Annotated in this window: 13 protein-coding genes; 5 read left to right on the top strand and 8 right to left on the bottom strand. The window is 59.3% G+C overall.

Features of this window, described 5'->3' with window-relative positions; genetic code table 11:
- Positions 1-11: 11 nt before the first annotated feature.
- From E7002_RS03070 to E7002_RS03045, 6 genes are all read right to left on the bottom strand, one after another.
- The gene (locus E7002_RS03070) at positions 12-887 is read right to left on the bottom strand and encodes a 4Fe-4S binding protein (protein ID WP_303727449.1); all 876 of its coding nucleotides are present in this window, start codon (positions 885-887) and stop codon (positions 12-14) included.
- Between the two features lie 5 nt (positions 888-892).
- Complete coding sequence (locus tag E7002_RS03065; protein ID WP_303727448.1) at positions 893-1,507, bottom strand: 4Fe-4S dicluster domain-containing protein; 615 nt, start codon at positions 1,505-1,507, stop codon at positions 893-895.
- 104 nt (positions 1,508-1,611) lie between these two features.
- Positions 1,612-2,412, bottom strand: a complete 801-nt coding sequence (locus tag E7002_RS03060) for a DmsC/YnfH family molybdoenzyme membrane anchor subunit (RefSeq protein WP_303727447.1) — start codon at positions 2,410-2,412, stop codon at positions 1,612-1,614.
- Complete coding sequence (locus E7002_RS03055) at positions 2,412-2,999, bottom strand: 4Fe-4S dicluster domain-containing protein (RefSeq protein ID WP_066663476.1); 588 nt, start codon at positions 2,997-2,999, stop codon at positions 2,412-2,414. The genes E7002_RS03060 and E7002_RS03055 overlap by 1 nt, the downstream gene beginning before the upstream one ends.
- The gene (locus tag E7002_RS03050) at positions 2,989-5,784 is read right to left on the bottom strand and encodes a molybdopterin-dependent oxidoreductase (protein WP_303727446.1); all 2,796 of its coding nucleotides are present in this window, start codon (positions 5,782-5,784) and stop codon (positions 2,989-2,991) included. Before E7002_RS03050 ends, E7002_RS03055 begins: the two co-directional genes overlap by 11 nt.
- 160 nt (positions 5,785-5,944) lie before the next feature.
- Entirely contained in the window at positions 5,945-6,820 is an 876-nt protein-coding gene (locus E7002_RS03045; protein ID WP_303727445.1) for a hypothetical protein, read from the bottom strand.
- A 392-nt stretch (positions 6,821-7,212) separates the two neighbouring features.
- Here E7002_RS03045 and eat point away from each other — a divergent pair, with 392 nt between their 5' ends.
- From eat to E7002_RS03025, 4 genes are all read left to right on the top strand, one after another.
- A complete protein-coding gene (gene eat, locus E7002_RS03040; protein ID WP_303727444.1) occupies positions 7,213-8,652 on the top strand; it encodes an ethanolamine permease in 1,440 nt (479 codons plus the stop codon).
- Positions 8,653-8,718: 66 nt separating this feature from the next.
- On the top strand, positions 8,719-10,080 hold the full coding sequence (locus E7002_RS03035; RefSeq protein WP_303727443.1) for an aspartate aminotransferase family protein: 1,362 nt from the start codon (positions 8,719-8,721) through the stop codon (positions 10,078-10,080).
- A gap of 12 nt (positions 10,081-10,092) precedes the next feature.
- Entirely contained in the window at positions 10,093-11,091 is a 999-nt protein-coding gene (locus tag E7002_RS03030; protein WP_303727442.1) for a phosphotransferase enzyme family protein, read from the top strand.
- Positions 11,092-11,120: 29 nt separating this feature from the next.
- Positions 11,121-11,462 carry a P-II family nitrogen regulator gene (locus tag E7002_RS03025; RefSeq protein ID WP_303727441.1) on the top strand — a complete coding sequence of 114 codons (342 nt, stop codon included), beginning with the start codon at positions 11,121-11,123 and terminating at the stop codon, positions 11,460-11,462.
- A gap of 154 nt (positions 11,463-11,616) precedes the next feature.
- Here the strand turns inward: E7002_RS03025 and E7002_RS03020 are convergent, their stop codons facing one another.
- The gene (locus E7002_RS03020; RefSeq protein WP_303727440.1) at positions 11,617-13,059 is read right to left on the bottom strand and encodes a glutamate synthase subunit beta; all 1,443 of its coding nucleotides are present in this window, start codon (positions 13,057-13,059) and stop codon (positions 11,617-11,619) included.
- Complete coding sequence (gene gltB, locus E7002_RS03015; protein WP_303727439.1) at positions 13,052-17,752, bottom strand: glutamate synthase large subunit; 4,701 nt, start codon at positions 17,750-17,752, stop codon at positions 13,052-13,054. Before gltB ends, E7002_RS03020 begins: the two co-directional genes overlap by 8 nt.
- Before the next feature lie 304 nt (positions 17,753-18,056).
- On the opposite strand from gltB, the gene E7002_RS03010 reads away from it, so the two are divergent.
- On the top strand, positions 18,057-18,830 hold the full coding sequence (locus E7002_RS03010; protein WP_303727438.1) for a L,D-transpeptidase: 774 nt from the start codon (positions 18,057-18,059) through the stop codon (positions 18,828-18,830).
- The last annotated feature ends 172 nt before the right edge of the window (positions 18,831-19,002 follow it).

The following is a 19,002-nucleotide window of genomic DNA, read 5'->3' as shown; positions in this document are numbered from 1 at the left end:
CCGCCACACTCTTATGCTTCAGACGCGGACGCTTCCTGCGTCGCCTCGGTGTTTTCAATGTTGGAGGCCGCCTGCAATTCGGATTTCTTCGCAAGCAGCGGAATGCTAATGGCACCCGACGGGCATGCTTCCACGCACTCACCGCATCGAGAGCATTCGGGAATGGACATGGCATGCGGGTCAACGCGCTCGGGACATATGTTTACGCACGTCGTGCAGCGCTTCCCCTTCGCATGCAAGCACGTATGACGCTCCACGACCGGCCTGAGCACGCGGCTCTTCGATGCCACGAGCGAAAGCAAGGCGCTAATGGGGCAGAAGGTAGTGCACCATTTGCGGAAGAGCACAACCTCGGCAATGAGCACCAGGGGAAATACGATAAGACCCCAGCTCGCTTCGTTGAAGCGAAAGAGGTTCCAAATGCCGATGGTGACGGCAAAGGACAAACCGACGGGACACAGCAGGCAGAATACGGGGAACCCGAACGCGAACGAACTAGCGACCGTGCCCAACAGCACCACGTGACGGCTGTCGATGCGCGTGCCATTTCGCGTGCCCGCGTCTTTGGCGTCGCCCTCCTCGCGCGCTTTCTTCGCGCTCTTTGGACGGAAGAAGGAACGCACGTGAGGAACGGGGCACACCCACGAGCAAAACGCCTTGCCCACGCAGAAGCCCACAATCAGGATGACCACAAGCAACACGATGGGATGCACCAGGAATGCCTTCGCACCAGCAAGCACCTCCAGGGCGCCAACCGGGCAGATGGCGGCGATATCGCGCCAGCCCAAGGCGGACGGCGTACCCGTACCCGTATGAACAACCAGGCCAACGATAACGCTCAAAAACACAATGAGCGAAACGAGCCCGCGTTTAGTACGCATCTTCATGGCGCTTACGCCTCCTTCCAGGCTTCGACGTTGATACCGCGAGCATGTGATCCCGTATAGGCACGATATGTTGCCGATGGGCAGACGAGCTCACACTTGCCGCAACCATTGCAAAGATCGGCATGAACCACGGGCTTGCCCGACTCATTCAATTCGATGGCCTTGTATTCGCAGGCATCCACGCAGATATGGCAGCCCGAACCCTGGTAGGCAATGCACTCGTTGACGTCCACTACGGCTACGCCGATCTTTTCAGTGGAGGGGTCAAACGGAACAAGCGCCTGCGTCGGGCACACTTCGATACACTCATTGCAGAACGTGCAATAGCCCTTGCGAAAGTCAATGCGTGGGGTGCGGTAGTTAACCAGCCCGTTTTCCAGAACGCACACCGTAATGCAGTTCTCGGGGCAGATGCTGCGACACTTATCGCACTTCAAGCAGCGCGCAATGAATGCGGCTTCGTCCTGCCCTCCCGGAGGGCGCAACAGGCTTCCATCGCCCGCAAGCGCCACGCCCACGCCTCCCACAGCGCACAGTCCAGCCACGCCTGCCGCACCCAGGGCAAATGCTCGGCGCGAAACAGCAGGCGAGTCATCGCGCGGCTTCTCGTCTCCCGACATCGATTCCTCCTCGTCATAACGCTTCCCCACCCGCGGAGGCGGGCGGTAACCCACCCCCGCGAGCATGGTGCGGCACCCCGTCTGCGAGCGCCGCACCTTGCGACCTACATGGGGCTAAAGAAGTTGTACAGAGTACTCATGGACACCCACATGAATGCGCGGTACACAATGCAACCCACGATGGCGCACACGGCAGCCGCCGATGCAAGTGCCAGGGCGCTTTCAGGCTTCTTGTCCATGAGATAGCCCATGATTGCGGGCAGAACGCCGCACGCAATCACAGCCAGGACCCAGCCAAACAAAGCGGCGTCGGCAGAGGCGACGGTAGCCATGTAAATACCCGCCAAAGCAGCTGCGACGATACCACCCACGAGGAGCAGTTTCGGGAATGCGCCCAGAGCAGACGCATCACCCTTCGCGCAAACGCAAGCAAGATAGCAGGCGATGCCAGCGGGAATGGCCGTACCCAGATAGCCCAGAGGGAGCAGAACCGTATTCCAGGAAACACGCGCAGCCATCATGTACGAAGCACCCGCCATGAACGACAGCAGCACGCCGAACACAGCAGCAATGATGATCAGGCCCTTGCGGGCGGATGCCCCGCCTTCACGCTTGAGCATGATCAGGTAGATGATCGCGAACAGAGCGGTAACTCCAACCAGAGCGGCTTCGGTGAAGATGCCGCTGGTGGGGTGGCCCAAGGCAGCCAGCATGCGCTCGGGGTGGGCCAGGTGCGTCACCGAGGCGCAACCGCCCACGATCAAAAGGACGATCGCAATGAGCGTCGCAGGAAATGCGGCATTACGCTGAATGCCCTTTACCTCGGCATATGCCAGCGATGCCAGCATCCAACCAGCCGCGCCGGTAAGCGTGGTGAAGATAACGAGAGACCATTGGATTGCCATTATTCCTCACTACTCCTCCAGGTCGCAATGCTCTTGCGCAGGATGTATGCCGTAGAGGGGCCATTACCCACGTCCGTAAGGTGATGCACGTCCTGCGGGTCGGCGGCCGCAATGGCTTTGGCGGCATCGGACGTGGGATCGTCCAGGTCGCCATAGAAACGCGCCTCACCACAACACTTCGCCACGCAAACGGGCTTCTCGCCATTGGCGGTAAGGTGACCGCACAGCGTGCACTTCTCAACGCAGCTTTCCGAACTATTCCACGAACGCACGCCGTAGGGACAGGCCATCATGCAGTACTTGCAGCCGATGCACTTGCTCTTGTCCACAAGCACGATGTTCGTTTCCGGATCGCGATAGCTGGCGCCCGTGGGGCATACGTTCACGCAGGGAGCATCCTGGCACTGCTGGCACATGGTGGGCAGCCAATACTGCTCGATATCGGGGAAGGTGCCATGGGGCCCTTCGATAATGACCTTGTTCCACTGCTCGCCCAAGGCAATTCCGTTTTCAGCCTTGCAGGCGACCTCGCAGCTAAAGCAGCCGATGCAGCGGTTGAGGTCGACTACGATGCAATTACGCGTCATAAACGGCATCTCCTCCTCCGGTGTTATCAGAGGGAACGGGCATCCAGGGCTCGAACTCCTCCGGGTCCTCCCAAACGCCCTCGGGCTTGGTGGACTTCTCGATGTTTACTTGGAACCCGCGCAGCGTGTACGTGCCGTACTCGTCGTTATACGGCTCGTCATGCTTGGTGAGCAGGTTGATGTTCATGGCCTTCCATGCCTGGCTGGGATCGTCGGAATCCAGCAGCTCGGGATTCCAGAAGCGTTCCTGGTACAGCACGCCAGGAGCAATGCCTTCGGTGACCAGCACCTTGCCGTGCGTGGAATCGCGACGGCTCGTGAGCTTGATCCAGTCGCCCGTTTCCACGCCCACTTCTGCAGCCGTCTTCGGATTGATCCAGGTAAGGGGCACAGGATAGATCTCACGCAGATACGGAACATTACGTAGCGTGCCGTGGTGGTACATGGGCACACGACCCTCGGTGAGGGTGTACGGATACTGCGCATCGTAGCCATCATCGCCAACCACGGGGCTCTCATGCGGCTCGCGATAGTACGGCAGAGGCGGATAGTCCACCGAAGCCGCAGGGAACGAGAAGCCCATGGAGTCCTTGCCTGCGGAATTGCCGGTACGGCCCAGGCGAATCATGCCCTCGGCATACGGCTCGCAGCGCAGACTCGTGGTACGGCTGAAGCCATACGGCTTGCCCGTAGTGGGGCTGATCTGCTTGTAATAGCCGTACGAGTTCTGTACCCACGACTCTTCCTCGGTGATCTCCATCGGCATAAGCTCCTTGCACTGCTCCCAAGTAAGCCCCTCGGGATACTTCTTCGTGAAGGAACGACTGATGACAGAAGCCAGGAACTCCTCGTACTCCTCGTAGGTAAGCCAGTTCTTGGAAAGCTTTTCCACGTTGCTGAAATCACCCGTGAAGGAACGCTGGCACTTGGGATGGCCCTTGTCGGCGAGCTTCTTGGTGAGCCAGCTCCACATGAGGGTTTCGTCCACGCACTCGAACAGCTGCACCACGCGCTGGCGAATGAGGAAGACGTTGCAACGGTCGCAGGCGTAGCTGGTTTCCAGCCATTCGGCCGCAGGCAGAATGATGTCCGCCATCTCCACGCTCATGGCCGTGGGGTACATGTACATGTGAACGATGAGCTCGAACTTCTTCGCCGCCTCCAGGAAGTGGCGGGCGCCGCCAAGCATGGCGGGCTTGTTGCCGGAACGGTCGATCCACACGCGCGGCAGGTACGGCTCGCCCGTTTCCAGGGCCGTGCGGATGGTGCCGATGTGGCTGGCCTTCCAGAAGCCCAGACCCTTGTGCTCGATGTAGCCCAGACGACGAAGCTCGGTTTCGTACGTGGGACCCATCTCGTTGTAGCCGTACTTGTCGTAAGCAGGCACCAGGTAGGTACCGGGGTTCTGAGCCGGACGCTGCTGCGTCAGGTTGCCGGGGTTATCGACATTGCCCATGATGATGTCGATAATGGTGGTACCCATGGCGGCCTGAGCGCTCTGCTCGTACTGGTCGGTTGCCACGCCCAGGCTGATGCCGGCGTTGGGGCTGTTTTCCACGTACAGTTTGATGGCTTCTTCGATCTTGTCCTCGTCAAGCCAGCAAACTTCGGCCGCCTTGGCCAACGTCCACTCTTCGCAGCATTCCTTCAGCGCGCGGAAGCCCGTCTTGATGCCCGTGACGCCGTTGTATTCGAACTCACCATCCATCTGGGCATCCAGCGTGTCATCCCAGGGGAAGGGAGCCGGACGCGGGGCATTCTGCGTCTTGTCCCACACCACGAAGGTGTACTTGTCTTCTGCTTCGTCCACTTCGAAGCCCAGTTCGGAAGCCTTGTAGGTGTACTTCGTTTCCGGGTTGATGAGGAACGGAAGATTCGTCCACTTCATGCAGAACTCTTCGTCGTAGAGCTTGTTGTCCAAGATGTACTTGATCCAGGAAAGCTCGAGCGCCACGTCGGTGCCCGGACGAATGGGCAGCCAAATGTCGGCCTTGGAGGCGTCGGGCGTGAAGCGCGGGTCAATGACGACCGTCTTCGTGCCGTTCTCGCGCAGGTTGCACAGCGCGCGGCCGCCCGAAGCGGGGCAGCTCTGCGAGGGGTCGGTACCCCACAGAACCAGGCACTTGCACATGTTGTCACCATACTGGTTGCCCGAGTAGTAGATCTCGTAGGCGTTCGAGTCGGCGATGGAGTTGTCGGTCTGGCCGTTCATGACCGGCTGAGCATGGTTACGCGGCAGGTAGCACTGGGCGCAACCGGGCTCGAAGAAGTTACCGCCATCAAACGCCTGCAAGAAGCGCATCTGTGAATAGAACTGCGGATTACCGCCGCCACCACCAGAAACGACGAGCGTCATGGGGTCCTGCTCGTACAGGTCCATGAGCTTGTCGGCAATGGTGTCGAGCGCTTCTTCCCAGGTGATACGCTCCCAATTGTTGGTGCCGCGCTCACCCACGCGCTTCATCGGGTACTTCAGGCGATTGGGGTTGTACAGCGCCTGAATGCCAGCTGCACCCTTTGCACAGATGCGGCCCTTGCTCATCGGGTCGATCTCATCGCCCACGATGCGCACGACGCGCCCATCTCGCACGGTCACCTTTACGGCGCAGTTCGAGATGCACGCGCGGCAAGCGGTATGTACCACCTTTTCTTCGCCGGAGGAACTGGTGTCGGCATGAGCTGCTTCCACGAAATTCGTGCCAGACTGCCCGGCAACCGCGCAAACGGCGCCAGCAACTGCAGCCGTTTTCACGAAGCTCCTGCGCGACATATTCAATTTCTCCATCCCTACCTCCTTCTTTCTTCCTCTTGCATTGGATGTATCTCGTCTAGCAGGCACATACGCCCGCAATAGACCCATAGGAATACGGCATATGGCCGCACGGGGAGAGTGCGGCGCGCGCTGCAATAGGGAGGAGAGGTGCAACGCGCGTCGCCGGAAATGGCTATGCAGTATGGCCAGCCCTGCGATTACTTGCGGCCATTCGCCCTTCTTGCGTGGTGATCCAAGCATGTTCCCAGCGAATGCCGCCAGCATCCTTCAGCAGATTGCCGTACAGGCTCGGCCAGATGGTGGGAATGTCAGTACGCGGATCACGGAACAGAAGGCCCTCGGCATCAAGCAGATTCTGCAGATCCTTCGTGGTCAGGCCACCCTCGCGATCGCACAGCTCAAGCGTGCGCAGCAGGGCTCCCGCAAGATGCGGGCGTTCCAGAAAGAGCGCATCAAGGCGCGTTGCGGGCTCGAAGAGCTTGGCAACGCTCTGGCCCTCGGACGTGGTAACGTACCATTCCTCGACGACGTCGTCTTCGGTAAGCGACTCATCGGCGATGGCGTCTTCGATGGAGCCTTCGTACGATTCGCCATTCACCTTCACCTGGCACGCAAGCGCGCCTCGACGCACCAGCACGTCGGCAACGCTGGAAAGCGCCTGCACGGGCTTCGTTCCCGCAGCTTCCAGCTGGGCGTCCACCTGAGCAAGCAGTTCGCTCCCCTCGCGCTCTTCGCTACATGCCGCAAGCAGAGCGCGCGCGGGCTCAATGAGCGTGGGGTTGTCGCGCAAGGATTGCGCCAAGGCCTCAACCTGGTCGACGGGCTCTTCGGCGCAGGCAATCACGGGCTCGGACTCATCTTCGCTAGGGGAATCAACATAGGCAGCATGGGGCACGGGAGGAATGACAGCAGACTCCTCCAACACCGTACCCTCTTCGGCGGCACGTGCCGCGCGTTCCTTTATTTCCTCGATGCTCATAGTGGGCTGCAGGCCACGTTCGACCTTCCAGCCAAAGCTGGTCATTTCGCGCTTGGGGCCGCGTTTCATGTGATGCTCCTCTTCTACAAAACCAGATGCCTCTCCCGGGCATCCGCTCCTCCATCTGCACTGCAGAATAGGCAAAGAGAAGGCGCGAATCTCCGTCCACGGCGGCGTAATTTAGCGCGTGAACGGGCTCACCCACCTAGTCCGCTGCGGACGGATTCGCTTCATAACCGCAGCTAGAACGGTTGACTAGGCCCCTTTTTGTTCACACGCCCGAAACAAACGAACGAAACGCATGAAGGAAATGCGCACGCTTGATTTCAGGCATGTAAACGCACGAACCAGAAACAAATTCGAAACCAGGGCAAACCTATACTCGCCGCATACCGCCGACGGAAGCGGTCTTGGCCAGACCGCACCTCGTACCCCCTATCGCAGAAAGGATGTGGTCGTCCATGACGCCACCATCTAGCGCAATCGCAATCGGGCCCGAACGCGCCGAATCCAGCGAGTACTTCGAGAAGAGATCGCTGAAGAAGGGCGCCGTTAATTGGGTGCTTCTTATGAGCCTGGGCGTCGCCTACGTTATCTCGGGTGACTTTTCGGGCTGGAACTATGGAATCGGAAATGGCGGCTGGATGGGCATGGCCATTGCCTTCGTGGTAATGGGAGCCATGTACCTCTTCATGGTGCTGGGCATTGCGGAAATGTCCTCGGCCATGCCCACCGCAGGTGCCGGTTACGGCTTCGCCCGACGCGCCATGGGGCGCATCGGCGGTGCGCTCACGGGATTCTCCATCCTGATCGAATACACCATCTGCCCCGCCGCCATTTCTACGTTCATCGCCGCATACGTACATGACCTGGGACTCTTTGCGGACGTTCCCTCGTACGCCATCATCGGGTTCTTCTTCGTCGTCCTGGTGGGCATACACATCTTCGGCGTCGGCGAAGCGTTGAAACTCATTCTGGGAATCACCGTCGTGGCAATGATTGCCCTGCTCGCGTTCGTATTCGGCATGATTCCGCATTTTGACGCCGCCAACCTCTTCGACATCGCCCCTGCCGTAGCCGACGGATCGACCATGCTGCCCTACGGCGCAAGCGGCATCCTGGCAGCACTGCCTTTCGGCATCTGGCTGTTTCTGGCCATCGAAGGCGTGCCCCTGGCCGCCGAGGAATCGGCTAACCCCAAGCGCGACATGCCCCGTGGCATCCTGGCCGCCATCGGCGTGCTCATCGTAACCGGTACGCTCGTTCTGTTCCTGTGCGCTGGTGGCGCAGGTGCGGAATTTGCCGGCGCAGCTCCTGCTCCCCTGGTAGACGCCCTGAACGCCGTTGGCGAAAACAACCTGGCCCTCTTCGTGAACTACGCGGGCTTGGCCGGCCTGATCGCCTCGTTCTTCTCCACCGTATTCAGCAGTTCTCGCCAGGCATTTGCCCTTTCCCGCGCTGGATACCTGCCCAAATTCCTGTCCGTCACCGGCAATCGCAAGACCCCTTACTTGGCACTCATCATCCTAGGCTTCATTGGCTACGCGCTTGCCGTATTCGTGCAAGACGGAGATGTGCTGCTGAACATGGCCGTATTCGCCGCATGCGTTTCCTACGCCATGATGAACCTTTCGCACATCCTGCTGCGCAAGAAGGAGCCTGACATGGAACGTGGTTTCAAGGCCCCTGGCGGCATCGTGCTCACTTCCATTTCGCTGGTGCTCAGCATCGTCGCCATTGTTTCCACCTTCGTCGTGGATAGCTTCGCCGCAGGCTGCACCCTGCTCGTACTTGCCGGGCTCATGGTGTACTTCTTCCTGTATTCCAGCAAGCACCTGGTAGGCAATGCCCCCGAAGAGGAATTCGCCGCCATGGAACAGGCAGCGGCCGAGCTCCGCTAACACCCACCCTACGCCGCGGGCCAAAAAGCCCGGCCCGCGGCACCTTCCAAACCACAAGGAGACGCCATGACGCACACACCCCTAGAAACATCAACCGACGAGAACGTGGGCATTCTGGCTTCGAATAGCTTCGATATGAACAAGCTGGACACCCTGCACGGAACGCTGCACGACCTGGTAGCCCAACGTGAGGTACTGGGCCCCTGCTATCGCCTGTTCTACCAAAAGCCCCTGCACCTGGTAAGTGGACGGGGCACCCGCCTATTCGATTCAGACGGAACCGAATACCTAGACATGTACAACAACATCCCTTCCATCGGACACAGCAACCCCTGCGTTACCAAGGCCGTTACCGAGCAACTTACCAAGATCAATACGCATACGCGCTACGTGCATCAAAACATCCTGGCCTACGCAAACGACCTGCTCACCACCCTTCCCCCATCGCTCGATCGCATCATGTTCATGTGCTCGGGTTCGGAAGCGAACGATCTGGCCATCCGCTGCGCGCAGCTATACACCCTTGGCGAGGGCATCATCGTCACTGCAGAGGCATACCACGGCAATACCGCGCTTGTATCGGGGGTGTCGCCTTCCATTGGCAAGGACGTTCCCATGAGCCCCACTATGCGTATGATCCCCACCCCCGACACCTACCGCCTAGGCACCGACGACATTGGCGCATGGATGCGCGATCGCGTAGCAGAACAGATTGCCGACATGAAGCGTCACGGCATCCGCTTTGCGGGCGTCCTCTTCGATAGCATCTTCTCGTCAGATGGGGTCATCCCCGGCAAGCCGGAGTTCCTCAAGCCCGTCATCGACTTGGTGCACGCAGAAGGAGGCCTCTACATCGCCGACGAAGTGCAACCCGGATTCTGCCGCACGGGCGATGCATTCTGGGGCTTCCAGCGCCACGGCATCACCCCCGACATCGTGACGATGGGCAAGCCGATGGCCAATGGCATTGCCTGCTCGGGCATGGCAATCCGCCATGACGTACTGGAGGCATTTGCCGAACGCAATCCGTACTTCAACACCTTCGCGGGCAACCCCGTAGCCATGGCCGCCGCGCAGGCCGTATTGGACTATCTACGCGAAAACGACATGCTTAGCCACGTCAGCCACATGGGGAAACTGCTCATAGACGGCATTTCGGGCCTTGCGAAGGAGCATCCCTGCCTGGGCGACGTACGCGGCGCGGGTCTCTTCACGGGCACCGACATCGTTATCCCCGGAACGAAAGACCCCGACCGCGCCACGGCGGTAAAGCTCATCGAAACGCTGCGCGAGCATCATGTGCTCATTTCGTTGTGCGGCCCCTATGGCAGCGTGCTGAAGGTACGCCCGCCCTTGGTATTCAGCGAAAGCGACCTTGATTTCTTCCTGAGCGCACTCGACGCATCCCTAACGAACATCGGCAAATAGAACGGACCCATCATGGCAAACAATTTCGAAAACCCCGAGCTGTTCCAGCAAGTTGCAGCTGTAGCCGCACGTCGCTACCCCTTCGAGCGAAGCGATGCAAAGCTACTCGCCTTCTCGGAAAACGCCACGTATCTCATCTTCGACCCCGAAACGAACGAACGCCTCTGCGTCATGCGCGTGGGACGCCCCGGCTATCACACGCTGGAGGAGTACGAGAGCGAGATTGCCTGGTTGCGCCAGATCAACGATTACACGCCCCTGAAAGTGGCCAACCCCATCCCGGCCGATGACGGTAGCTACATTCAGCAGGTAGAGCTGGAGAGCACGACGTATTACTGCGTGGCAACCGAATTCCTAACGGGCACCACGCTGGAACAGGACGATAACCCCGCCGCAGCGCCCCAGCACTTCGAGATGCTCGGCGAGGTAACCGCATACCTGCATCGCCAAACCGAAATCTGGAACGGGACAAAAGACATCAAGCGCTTCCATTGGGACACCGAGAACATGATTGGCGAGAATGCGATCTGGGGCGACTGGCACGCCTACCCCGACATGACGGACGAAGAAGTAGCCAAGATCGAGCAGTGCTGCGAGATCATCAAGCGACGCCTAGACCGATACGGAAAGACGCCCCAAAATTATGGCGTCATCCACGCCGACCTGCGTGACACGAACATCCTGGTAGAGGGAGATACCATTAAGGTCATCGACTTCGACGACTTCGGCTTTGGATGGCACGTACACGACCTGGCAAGCGCGCTTACGTTCATCGAGGAACGCGACGAAGTCCCCGACCTGGTGAACGCATGGCTCACGGGATATCGCAAGGTCCTGCCCTTCACCGACACCGACTTCGTGGAAATCGACACGTTCATTTTGCAACGTCGCATCCAGATGCTTGCTTGGATGGCCAGCCATCAGGATTCGACGCCCGTGCAAGGCTATATGCAAGGGTACATGGAAGGCACGATGGGCCTGGTCGACCGCTACCTGCGACTCTTCGGATAAGACGGCACTTCAGGAAAAGGGAAACACCGATGAAGGAAATCGAAATCATCATCAATGGCGACAAGCTCGATCGCGTCAAGCGCATCCTTTCGGGCTTCAGCGATAACGGCATCTTCGTCACGCAGGGCTTTGGCTATGGCCATCAGCACGGCTTTCACCAGGTATACACCCGCGACGACTCGCGCGGCGTAAACCTGCTGCCGAAGGTTTCCGTGCGCACCGTGGTCGCAGACGACCTGGTAGACCCCATTGTGAACGAGGCGGTGGCCAGCATGAACAACGCAACCTTCGGCGATGGCAAGATATTCATTCGACCCATCGAGGACGCCATTCGCGTACGCACCGACGAGCGGGGCGACGCAGCGCTCTAGCATCCCCTCTTGCCATCCATCCAGCAAAAGACCCCGCTTGCGGGGTCTTTTCTTGTCTACGACAAGGGGCGCACTACAATGCTTCGCGCATTCAAGGCGCAAAAAAAGGAGCCGATTCCGTAGAATCGGCTCCTCCATCGAGCGGCCGGAGATCCTAAAGCAGGATGTTGGCAATCTCTCCGGCGCAAACGATAGCATCAGCCATGGCGCTCGCGACCAACGACGACCCCGTATGGGCATCACCCGCAACAAACACCGGTTTCGCAGAAGCGGTTTCAACCCGATGCGTATCGGGAATGGTCACGGGAACGCCTCGCGCCTCATCAACGGAAACGGAAAAGGCATCCATAAGCGGCGCTTCCACACCCGTAAAGCCCTTGGCCACAAGCACCATCTGAGCTGGTAGCTCATACGGCTCACCCTCCGAAGCGCCAGCAGACCGCTTTGCCTGCAGGCGCGCAGCACGCACGGCGCCATTCTCGACCAGGAACTCCAGGGTATCCGTGGCAAACAGACGGGGGTCCTCCCCCTGCACGTTCTGCGCTTCCTCATGGCCATATTCCATAGCATCGATACGGGGCCATTCGGGCCACGCATTGGATTCGCTGCGGCGCGCTGGTGCCTGAGCCGCACGAATGACCTGATGAACGCTGTTGGCCCCCTGGCGCAATGCAGTGGCCACGCAGTCGCAACCCGTATCACCGCCGCCGATTACCAACACGTCTTTACCCTGGGCGCTCATGACGGGAGCATGCCCATCAAGCACCGAACGCGTAGCCTCCGTAAGGTAGGAAACCGCCGGGTATACACCCTGGGCATCCTCCCCCGGAACCCCCACCGTACGAGCACGCGTTGCACCACAAGCAAGCGCCACGACATCGCAATCATCAAGCAGCTTGCTGGCAACCGTCGGGTCGGAGCAATCGCTCGAGAGCACGAATTCAACGCCACTTTCCCGCATGAGGCGGATGCGACGCTCGACGACATCCTTGGGGAGCTTCATGGCGGGAATGCCATACATGAGCAAGCCGCCCGCACGATCGGCGCGCTCCATCACACGCACGCGAAGACCACGGCGCGTGAGTTCCCACGCAAGCGCAAGGCCAGCTGGCCCCGAGCCAACGACGCCCACCAGCGGAGCAGTCTCGGCTGCGCGCGGCAAGGGCTTGCGCAGCCCCTCAGACCACGCATGCTCGTCAACCGCGAGCATATCTTCGCGAATGCTCACCGGCGCATCGTGCTCGCCCAAATTGCATGCCTTCTCGCACATGGCCGGACATACGCGCCCCGTAAATTCCGGGAAGGGATTCGTAAGCGACAGCCGGGCAGCCGCATCATCCCAACGGCCCTGCCACACAAGATCCTGCACCTCGGGGATGAGGTTATGCAGCGGGCAACCCACCGCGCGCGTTGCGCCAAAGGACATGCCCGCCTGACAGAACGGTACACCGCAATCCATGCAACGCGATGCCTGCACGCGCTGCTCCTCCTGAGGCAGCAATACGGCAATGGCTTCGTAATCCCTTACCGATTCTTCGCACGGACGGCGCAAGCGCCCCACGCGTTCCTGCGTGAGAAATGCTCCTGGCTTACCCACGATGCGCTCCTTCCCTCATGCGCTCGAGCGCGATTTCCACGGCCTCGTCGTGAGGAACACCCTGTGACTCGGCTTCTTCCACATACGCGAGCACGCGCTCATACTCAACGGGAATGACCTTTGCAAATTTGCCTGCGATATCACGGAATTTGTACGACATCATGATGCCCAACGGACTCTGCGTGCGGCGCACGTGCTCGGAAATGAGCTCCTCGATGAGGACGATGTCAGCCTCGCTTGGCTGCGTAATGCGCACCATGTCGCGGTTGCAGCGCGCTTCGAGCGTGCCCTCTTCGTCGTACACGAACGCCACGCCGCCGCTCATACCAGCGGCGAAGTTCATACCCACCTCACCAAGCGAAAGGACCGTACCGCCCGTCATGTATTCGCAGCCGCAGGCGCCCATGCCTTCCACCACCAGCGTAGCGCCCGAGTTACGCACGCCAAAGCGCTGGCCAGCGAGGCCATTCACGAAACCCTTGCCACCCGTGGCGCCATAGAAGGCCACGTTGCCCACGGCCATGTTTTCGTCGGGGCGATAGCGTGCGCCACGCGGAGGCGCAATAGAAAGCACGCCGCCCGAAAGCCCCTTACCAAAGTAGTCGTTCGCATCGCCGGCAATGGAGAACGTCACGCCCGCAGGCAAGAACGCGCCAAAGCTCATACCTGCCGAGCCTTCGCACTCCACAAGCAGGCTATCCTCGGGCAGGCCCTCGGGATGAGCGGCGGTTACCGCACTGCCGAGCATGGTACCCACACAGCGATTCACGTTGTCGATTTCCACCTTGAACTGGCTGTGGGAAAGCGAATCACGCGCATCCTGCGTAAAAGGCAGCAACAGCGTTGCATCCAACGTGGCACCCAAATGATGGTCGGGGGCCATAGAGGGCAGCGAGCGCGGCGCATCGGCACCTTCGATACCAGCACCAAACTCGATGTGCGGCGTAGCAAGCAGCGGCGCAAGGTCGACGCGCTGCGCCTTCCAACTGTTCGTGCGCGCATGCTGGCGCAGGAAATCGACGCGGCCAACCATCTCGTCGACGCTGCGGAAACCAAGCTGGGCCATGATCTCGCGCAGCTGCTCGGCGATAAACAGCAAGTAACGTTCCACATATTCGGGCTTGCCCGCAAAACGATTGCGCAAGCAGCAATTCTGCGTGGCAATGCCCACGGGACACGTATCCTGCTGACAATCTCGCTGCATGAGGCACCCCAGCGAAACGAGCACGCCCGTGGCGAAACCGAATTCCTCGGCACCCAGAAGGGCCGCCATGGCCACATCGCGACCATCGAGCAGCTTGCCGTCGGCTTCGAGCACCACGCGACTGCGCAGGCCGTTGCGCACGAGGGTCTGCTGCGTTTCGGCCAGGCCAAGTTCCAGCGGAAGCCCCGCATGGTAAATGCTGTCACGCGGAGCGGCACCCGTGCCGCCATTGCTGCCCGAGATGAGAATCTTCTCGGCGCCACCCTTTGCCACGCCCGTGGCGATAGTACCTACGCCTGCTTCGCTTACCAACTTCACGCTGATGCGCGCCTTCGGATTAGCGTTCTTGGCATCGAAGATCAGCTCGGCCAAGTCTTCGATCGAGTAGATGTCATGATGCGGCGGAGGCGAAATGAGCCCCACGCCCGGCGTGCTGCGACGCACGCGCGCAATCCATGGCCATACCTTCTTGCCCGGCAGATGACCACCCTCACCGGGCTTCGCGCCCTGGGCAAGCTTGATCTGGATCTCGTCTGCGCTCATAAGGTAGCGGCTCGTGACTCCAAAGCGACCCGAGGCAATCTGCTTGATGGCGCTACGCTTGCTATCTCCATTCGGAAGCAGCGTCTCACGCAGTGGGTTCTCGCCACCCTCGCCGCTATTGCTGCGCCCGCCCAAGCGGTTCATTGCGATGGCAATGCACTCGTGAGCTTCCTGGGAAATGGAACCGTAACTCATGGCGCCCGTATTGAACCTGTGCACAATTTCGCTGGCAGGTTCCACTTCATCGATGGAAATCGCCTGGCCAGGCGCGAATTCCAGCAAGTCACGCAACAAGATGCTACGGCCTTCGGGGTGAATGGCCTGGCTGAATTCCTTGAACAGCGCATAGTCGTTATCGCGTACGCAACGCTGCAATAGGTAGATGCTCTGCGGGTTCAAGATATGGCTCTCGCCACCCACGGGACGCCACTTCGTAACGCCCGACGAAGGAAGCTGGCCCGGCGCGGGACTCTGCTCCATGTTCAGGGCAACTTGATAGCGTTCCTCACACTCACGCTGAATATCCGCCAAGCCCAAGCCACCGATACGACTTACCGTACGTGCAAAGCAGCGATTCACCACCGCTTCGCTAAGGCCCACGATTTCGAACACCTGCGCGGAATGGTAGCCCTGCATGGTGCTAATGCCCATTTTGGCCATGATATGCACGATGCCGGCGACGCACGCATGGTTGTAGCGATCAATGGCTTCGTCTGCGCTGCCTTGCAAGGCACCTGATGCCACGAGGTCGGCAATGCACTCATGCGCCACATACGGACAGATGCCGCTTGCCGAGTAGCCCACGAGCACCGCAAAATCATGGGGCGTAATGGCATCGCCACTCTCCACGATGATGTCGGCGCGCATGCGCAACCCCACGCGCAGCAAATGGTTGTGCACCGCGCCCACGGCAAGCACGGAGGGAATGGGCATCTCGCCTTCGCCCACCCTGTCGCTCAGGGCCAAGATGTTCGCACCCTCGCGCACCGCTGCCTCCGCCTGCTTTTCCAGGGCGCACAGCGCTTTGTCCAGGGCATCGGGACCAGCATTTCGCTTCACCACGGCGCTCAAGCGCACGGCTTTGAAACCCTGCCTACGTACCGCACACAAAGCGTTGAACTCTCGTTGGGTAAGCAAGGGCGTTTGCAGGCGAATGACACGGCAGTTCGCGCGCGTGTCCTCCAGGAAATTGCCGCGATTGCCCACGTACAGCATAGTGGAGGTAATGTAGCTCTCACGCAACGCATCAATGGGCGGATTCGTTACCTGCGCGAACAGCTGATTGAAGTAGTCGTACAGCCGACGGCTCTTGTCCGAGAGCACTGCCAGGGCCACGTCGGTTCCCATGGAGGCAAGCGGGGTCTTGCCGTCGCGCGCCATGGGCAGCAGCGCCTCTTCAATGTCATCGTAGCGAAAGCCATGAATGACCATCTTCTTCGGAAGGGGCAGCGCTTCATCGCGCGGTGCGTCCAGGGCGTCCGTGCCATCGGCGAGCAGATCGCTCATCTCCAGCGCGCACGCATCAAGCCAGGCGCGATAGGGCTTCTCGTTGGCGAAAGCATCCTTCACCTCGTCGTTGCGCAACACGCGACCGCGCTTCGGTTCGACCATAAGCACTTCGCCCGGCCCCAGGCAACCTGCCTCCAGAATGTCCTGCGGCTTGATATCCAGGGCGCCCACTTCGCTCGACAGGATGAGGCGGTCGTCGTTCGTAATGTAGAAACGCGCCGGACGCAAGCCATTGCGGTCAAGCGCCGCACCCGTGATTTCGCCATCGGTAAACGCCAGAGCAGCAGGACCATCCCAAGCTTCCATAACCATCGACTGATAGGCGTCCCAGTCGCGACGACGCTCGGAAAGGGCCTCGTTGTGATCCCACGGTTCGGGAACCGCCATGGAAACGCTGCGCATGAGCGAACGACCGTTCATGACCATGAACTCGATGACGTTATCGAGCATGGCCGAGTCAGAGCCCTCCGACTCGATAATGGGCAACACGCTCTTCAAATCCTCGCCCAACACCGGGGAATACAGGCCTGGCTCACGCGCGCGAATCCAGTTCACGTTGCCGCGCAGCGTATTAATTTCGCCATTATGGACCATGAACCTATTCGGATGTGCGCGCTCCCACGAGGGCGTGGTGTTGGTGGAATAGCGCGAATGGACGAGCGCGACAGCCGTTTCAGTAGAGGCATCACCCAGGTCACGATAAAAACGACGAAGCTGCGTGGAGAGAAGCATGCCCTTATACACGATGGTACGTGCGCTCATGGAGCATACGTAGAAGATCTTGCCATCGAGCGCCGCCTGCCCGTGAGCCGATTTCTCGATATCGCGACGGCAGACGTACAGCATGCGCTCGAATTCCATGCCTCGGCTTGCGCTCTCGGGGCGTGCCAGAAACGCCTGCAAAATGGTGGGCATGCACGATTTGGCTGTTTCACCCAGATCGTGGGCATCTACGGGCACCTCGCGCCAAAACATAAGCGGCAGGCCATGACGTGCGCAGCCATCCTCGAACAGGCGCTTGGCATCCGCTACGCCCTGCTCGTCACGCGGGAAGAAGAGCATAGCCACACCATAGTCGCCTTCTTCGGGAAGGATGCAGCCGCACTTCTGCGCTTCCTTGCGGAAGAACCTATGCGGCACCTGCAGCAAAATGCCCGCGCCGTCACCCGTGTTGCTTTCCAGGCCCGTGCCACCACGATGCTCGAGATTCACGAGCGTAGAGAGCGCATCATCAACCATTTGATGCGAACGCACGCCATTCAAATGCGCAAGCGCGCCAATGCCGCACGCATCATGCTCGAACTCGCTTCGATACAGAGACGGCTCACCTACGCCGCCCTCACTCGATTTACACGCATCACGCATTCCACCCCACGATGCCACCTGGGAGTTCGCCCCGCAATCGGCAGCGCCCCCGCTAGCCTGGTATTGGGTCATGTCCATTCCACCTACTACTCGTCGTATGTACAGTTGTCCGAGTATCGTACCTACGCCGTGTCACAGGAATGTTTTAGGGAAGTTTCAAGCAGGTTAAATGAGCTCGCCATTTACAAAAGCGGTATTCAGCCGAAAGGAATCTTAGGAAACAAAGCCATACTTCACGTCTTTGTATGGATCTGCGGCTTTCAGTAAAAAGCGCGCAGTAACAAACCTTAAACAACCCGAATGCGGCCAATAGCTTTCCGCACGCACAAGTATGATGGACAAAGCGATATTATTCTCGCTTACAAAGGGGGGCAACATGCTGCAATTCAGTAGACGAGCATTCATTGCTGCAGTAGGGGGAAGCATTGCAGCAGCGACTCTTTCGGGTTGCTCGAACGAAAGCACTAATCAAAGGCCAACCGAACTATTTGCTTGGGCTCAGCATGAAAAGGATTCCCCTGAATGGGTTTCTTCGCTCTCGCAAGCGCAAGACAAATCAATCAAACAGCTCTTTGTGGTTGCAGGAATGGGGGAACAGCTAACCACAGCGACTATATCCATGCACGAGCGAGATGAAAACGAAGCCTGGCGCCAAGTGCTCTCAACACCAGGCTACGTGGGACGCGATGGACTCTGCCCCGATTCGGAGCACGAAGAGGGGGATTTTGCGAAAACGCCTATTGGCGTCTACAAGTTCAACAAGGCCTTTGGCATTGCGGATGACCCTGGCTGCGCAATGGAATACACCAAAATCGATGATGATGCATATTGGTCGGGCGATATGCGTGAGGGCATGCATTACAACGAACTCGTCAGCATTAAAGATCTCCCCGACTTGAATACGGAAGATAGCGAGCACATCATTGAATACGACTTTCAATACCAATATTGCCTCAACATCAGCTTCAACGAAGAGGGGACCCCAGGAAGAGGTTCTGCCATCTTCCTTCATTGCCTCGACCCCGCAAAACCATACACAGGAGGATGCGTGGCAATACCAGAATACGCGATGATTGAAGTCGTAAAGCGCGTATCACCCGATTGCGTCGTCATCATAGATACGTTTGACAATATGAACGGTAGCTTCTAAAGAAGGCGCAGAGCAATCGGGGGCGCCCCGGCCAGCAACAAAACCGATTTGGAAAAGCTATTTCTCTGCAGAGGATACCTCGCCCCCAAGCACGCAAAAGGGACCGCCCGGCGGCGCGCGATGCGCCAGCCGGGCGGCCCCATGGCATGGAAATGCCCCCCATGAGCGCGAC

The sequence above is a fragment of the Denitrobacterium detoxificans genome, assembly GCF_015062615.1.
In the GTDB taxonomy this organism is placed as follows: domain Bacteria; phylum Actinomycetota; class Coriobacteriia; order Coriobacteriales; family Eggerthellaceae; genus Denitrobacterium; species Denitrobacterium detoxificans_A.
Note: the sequence above shows the minus strand (reverse complement) of the source record. Positions and strands in the feature narration are given on the sequence as shown.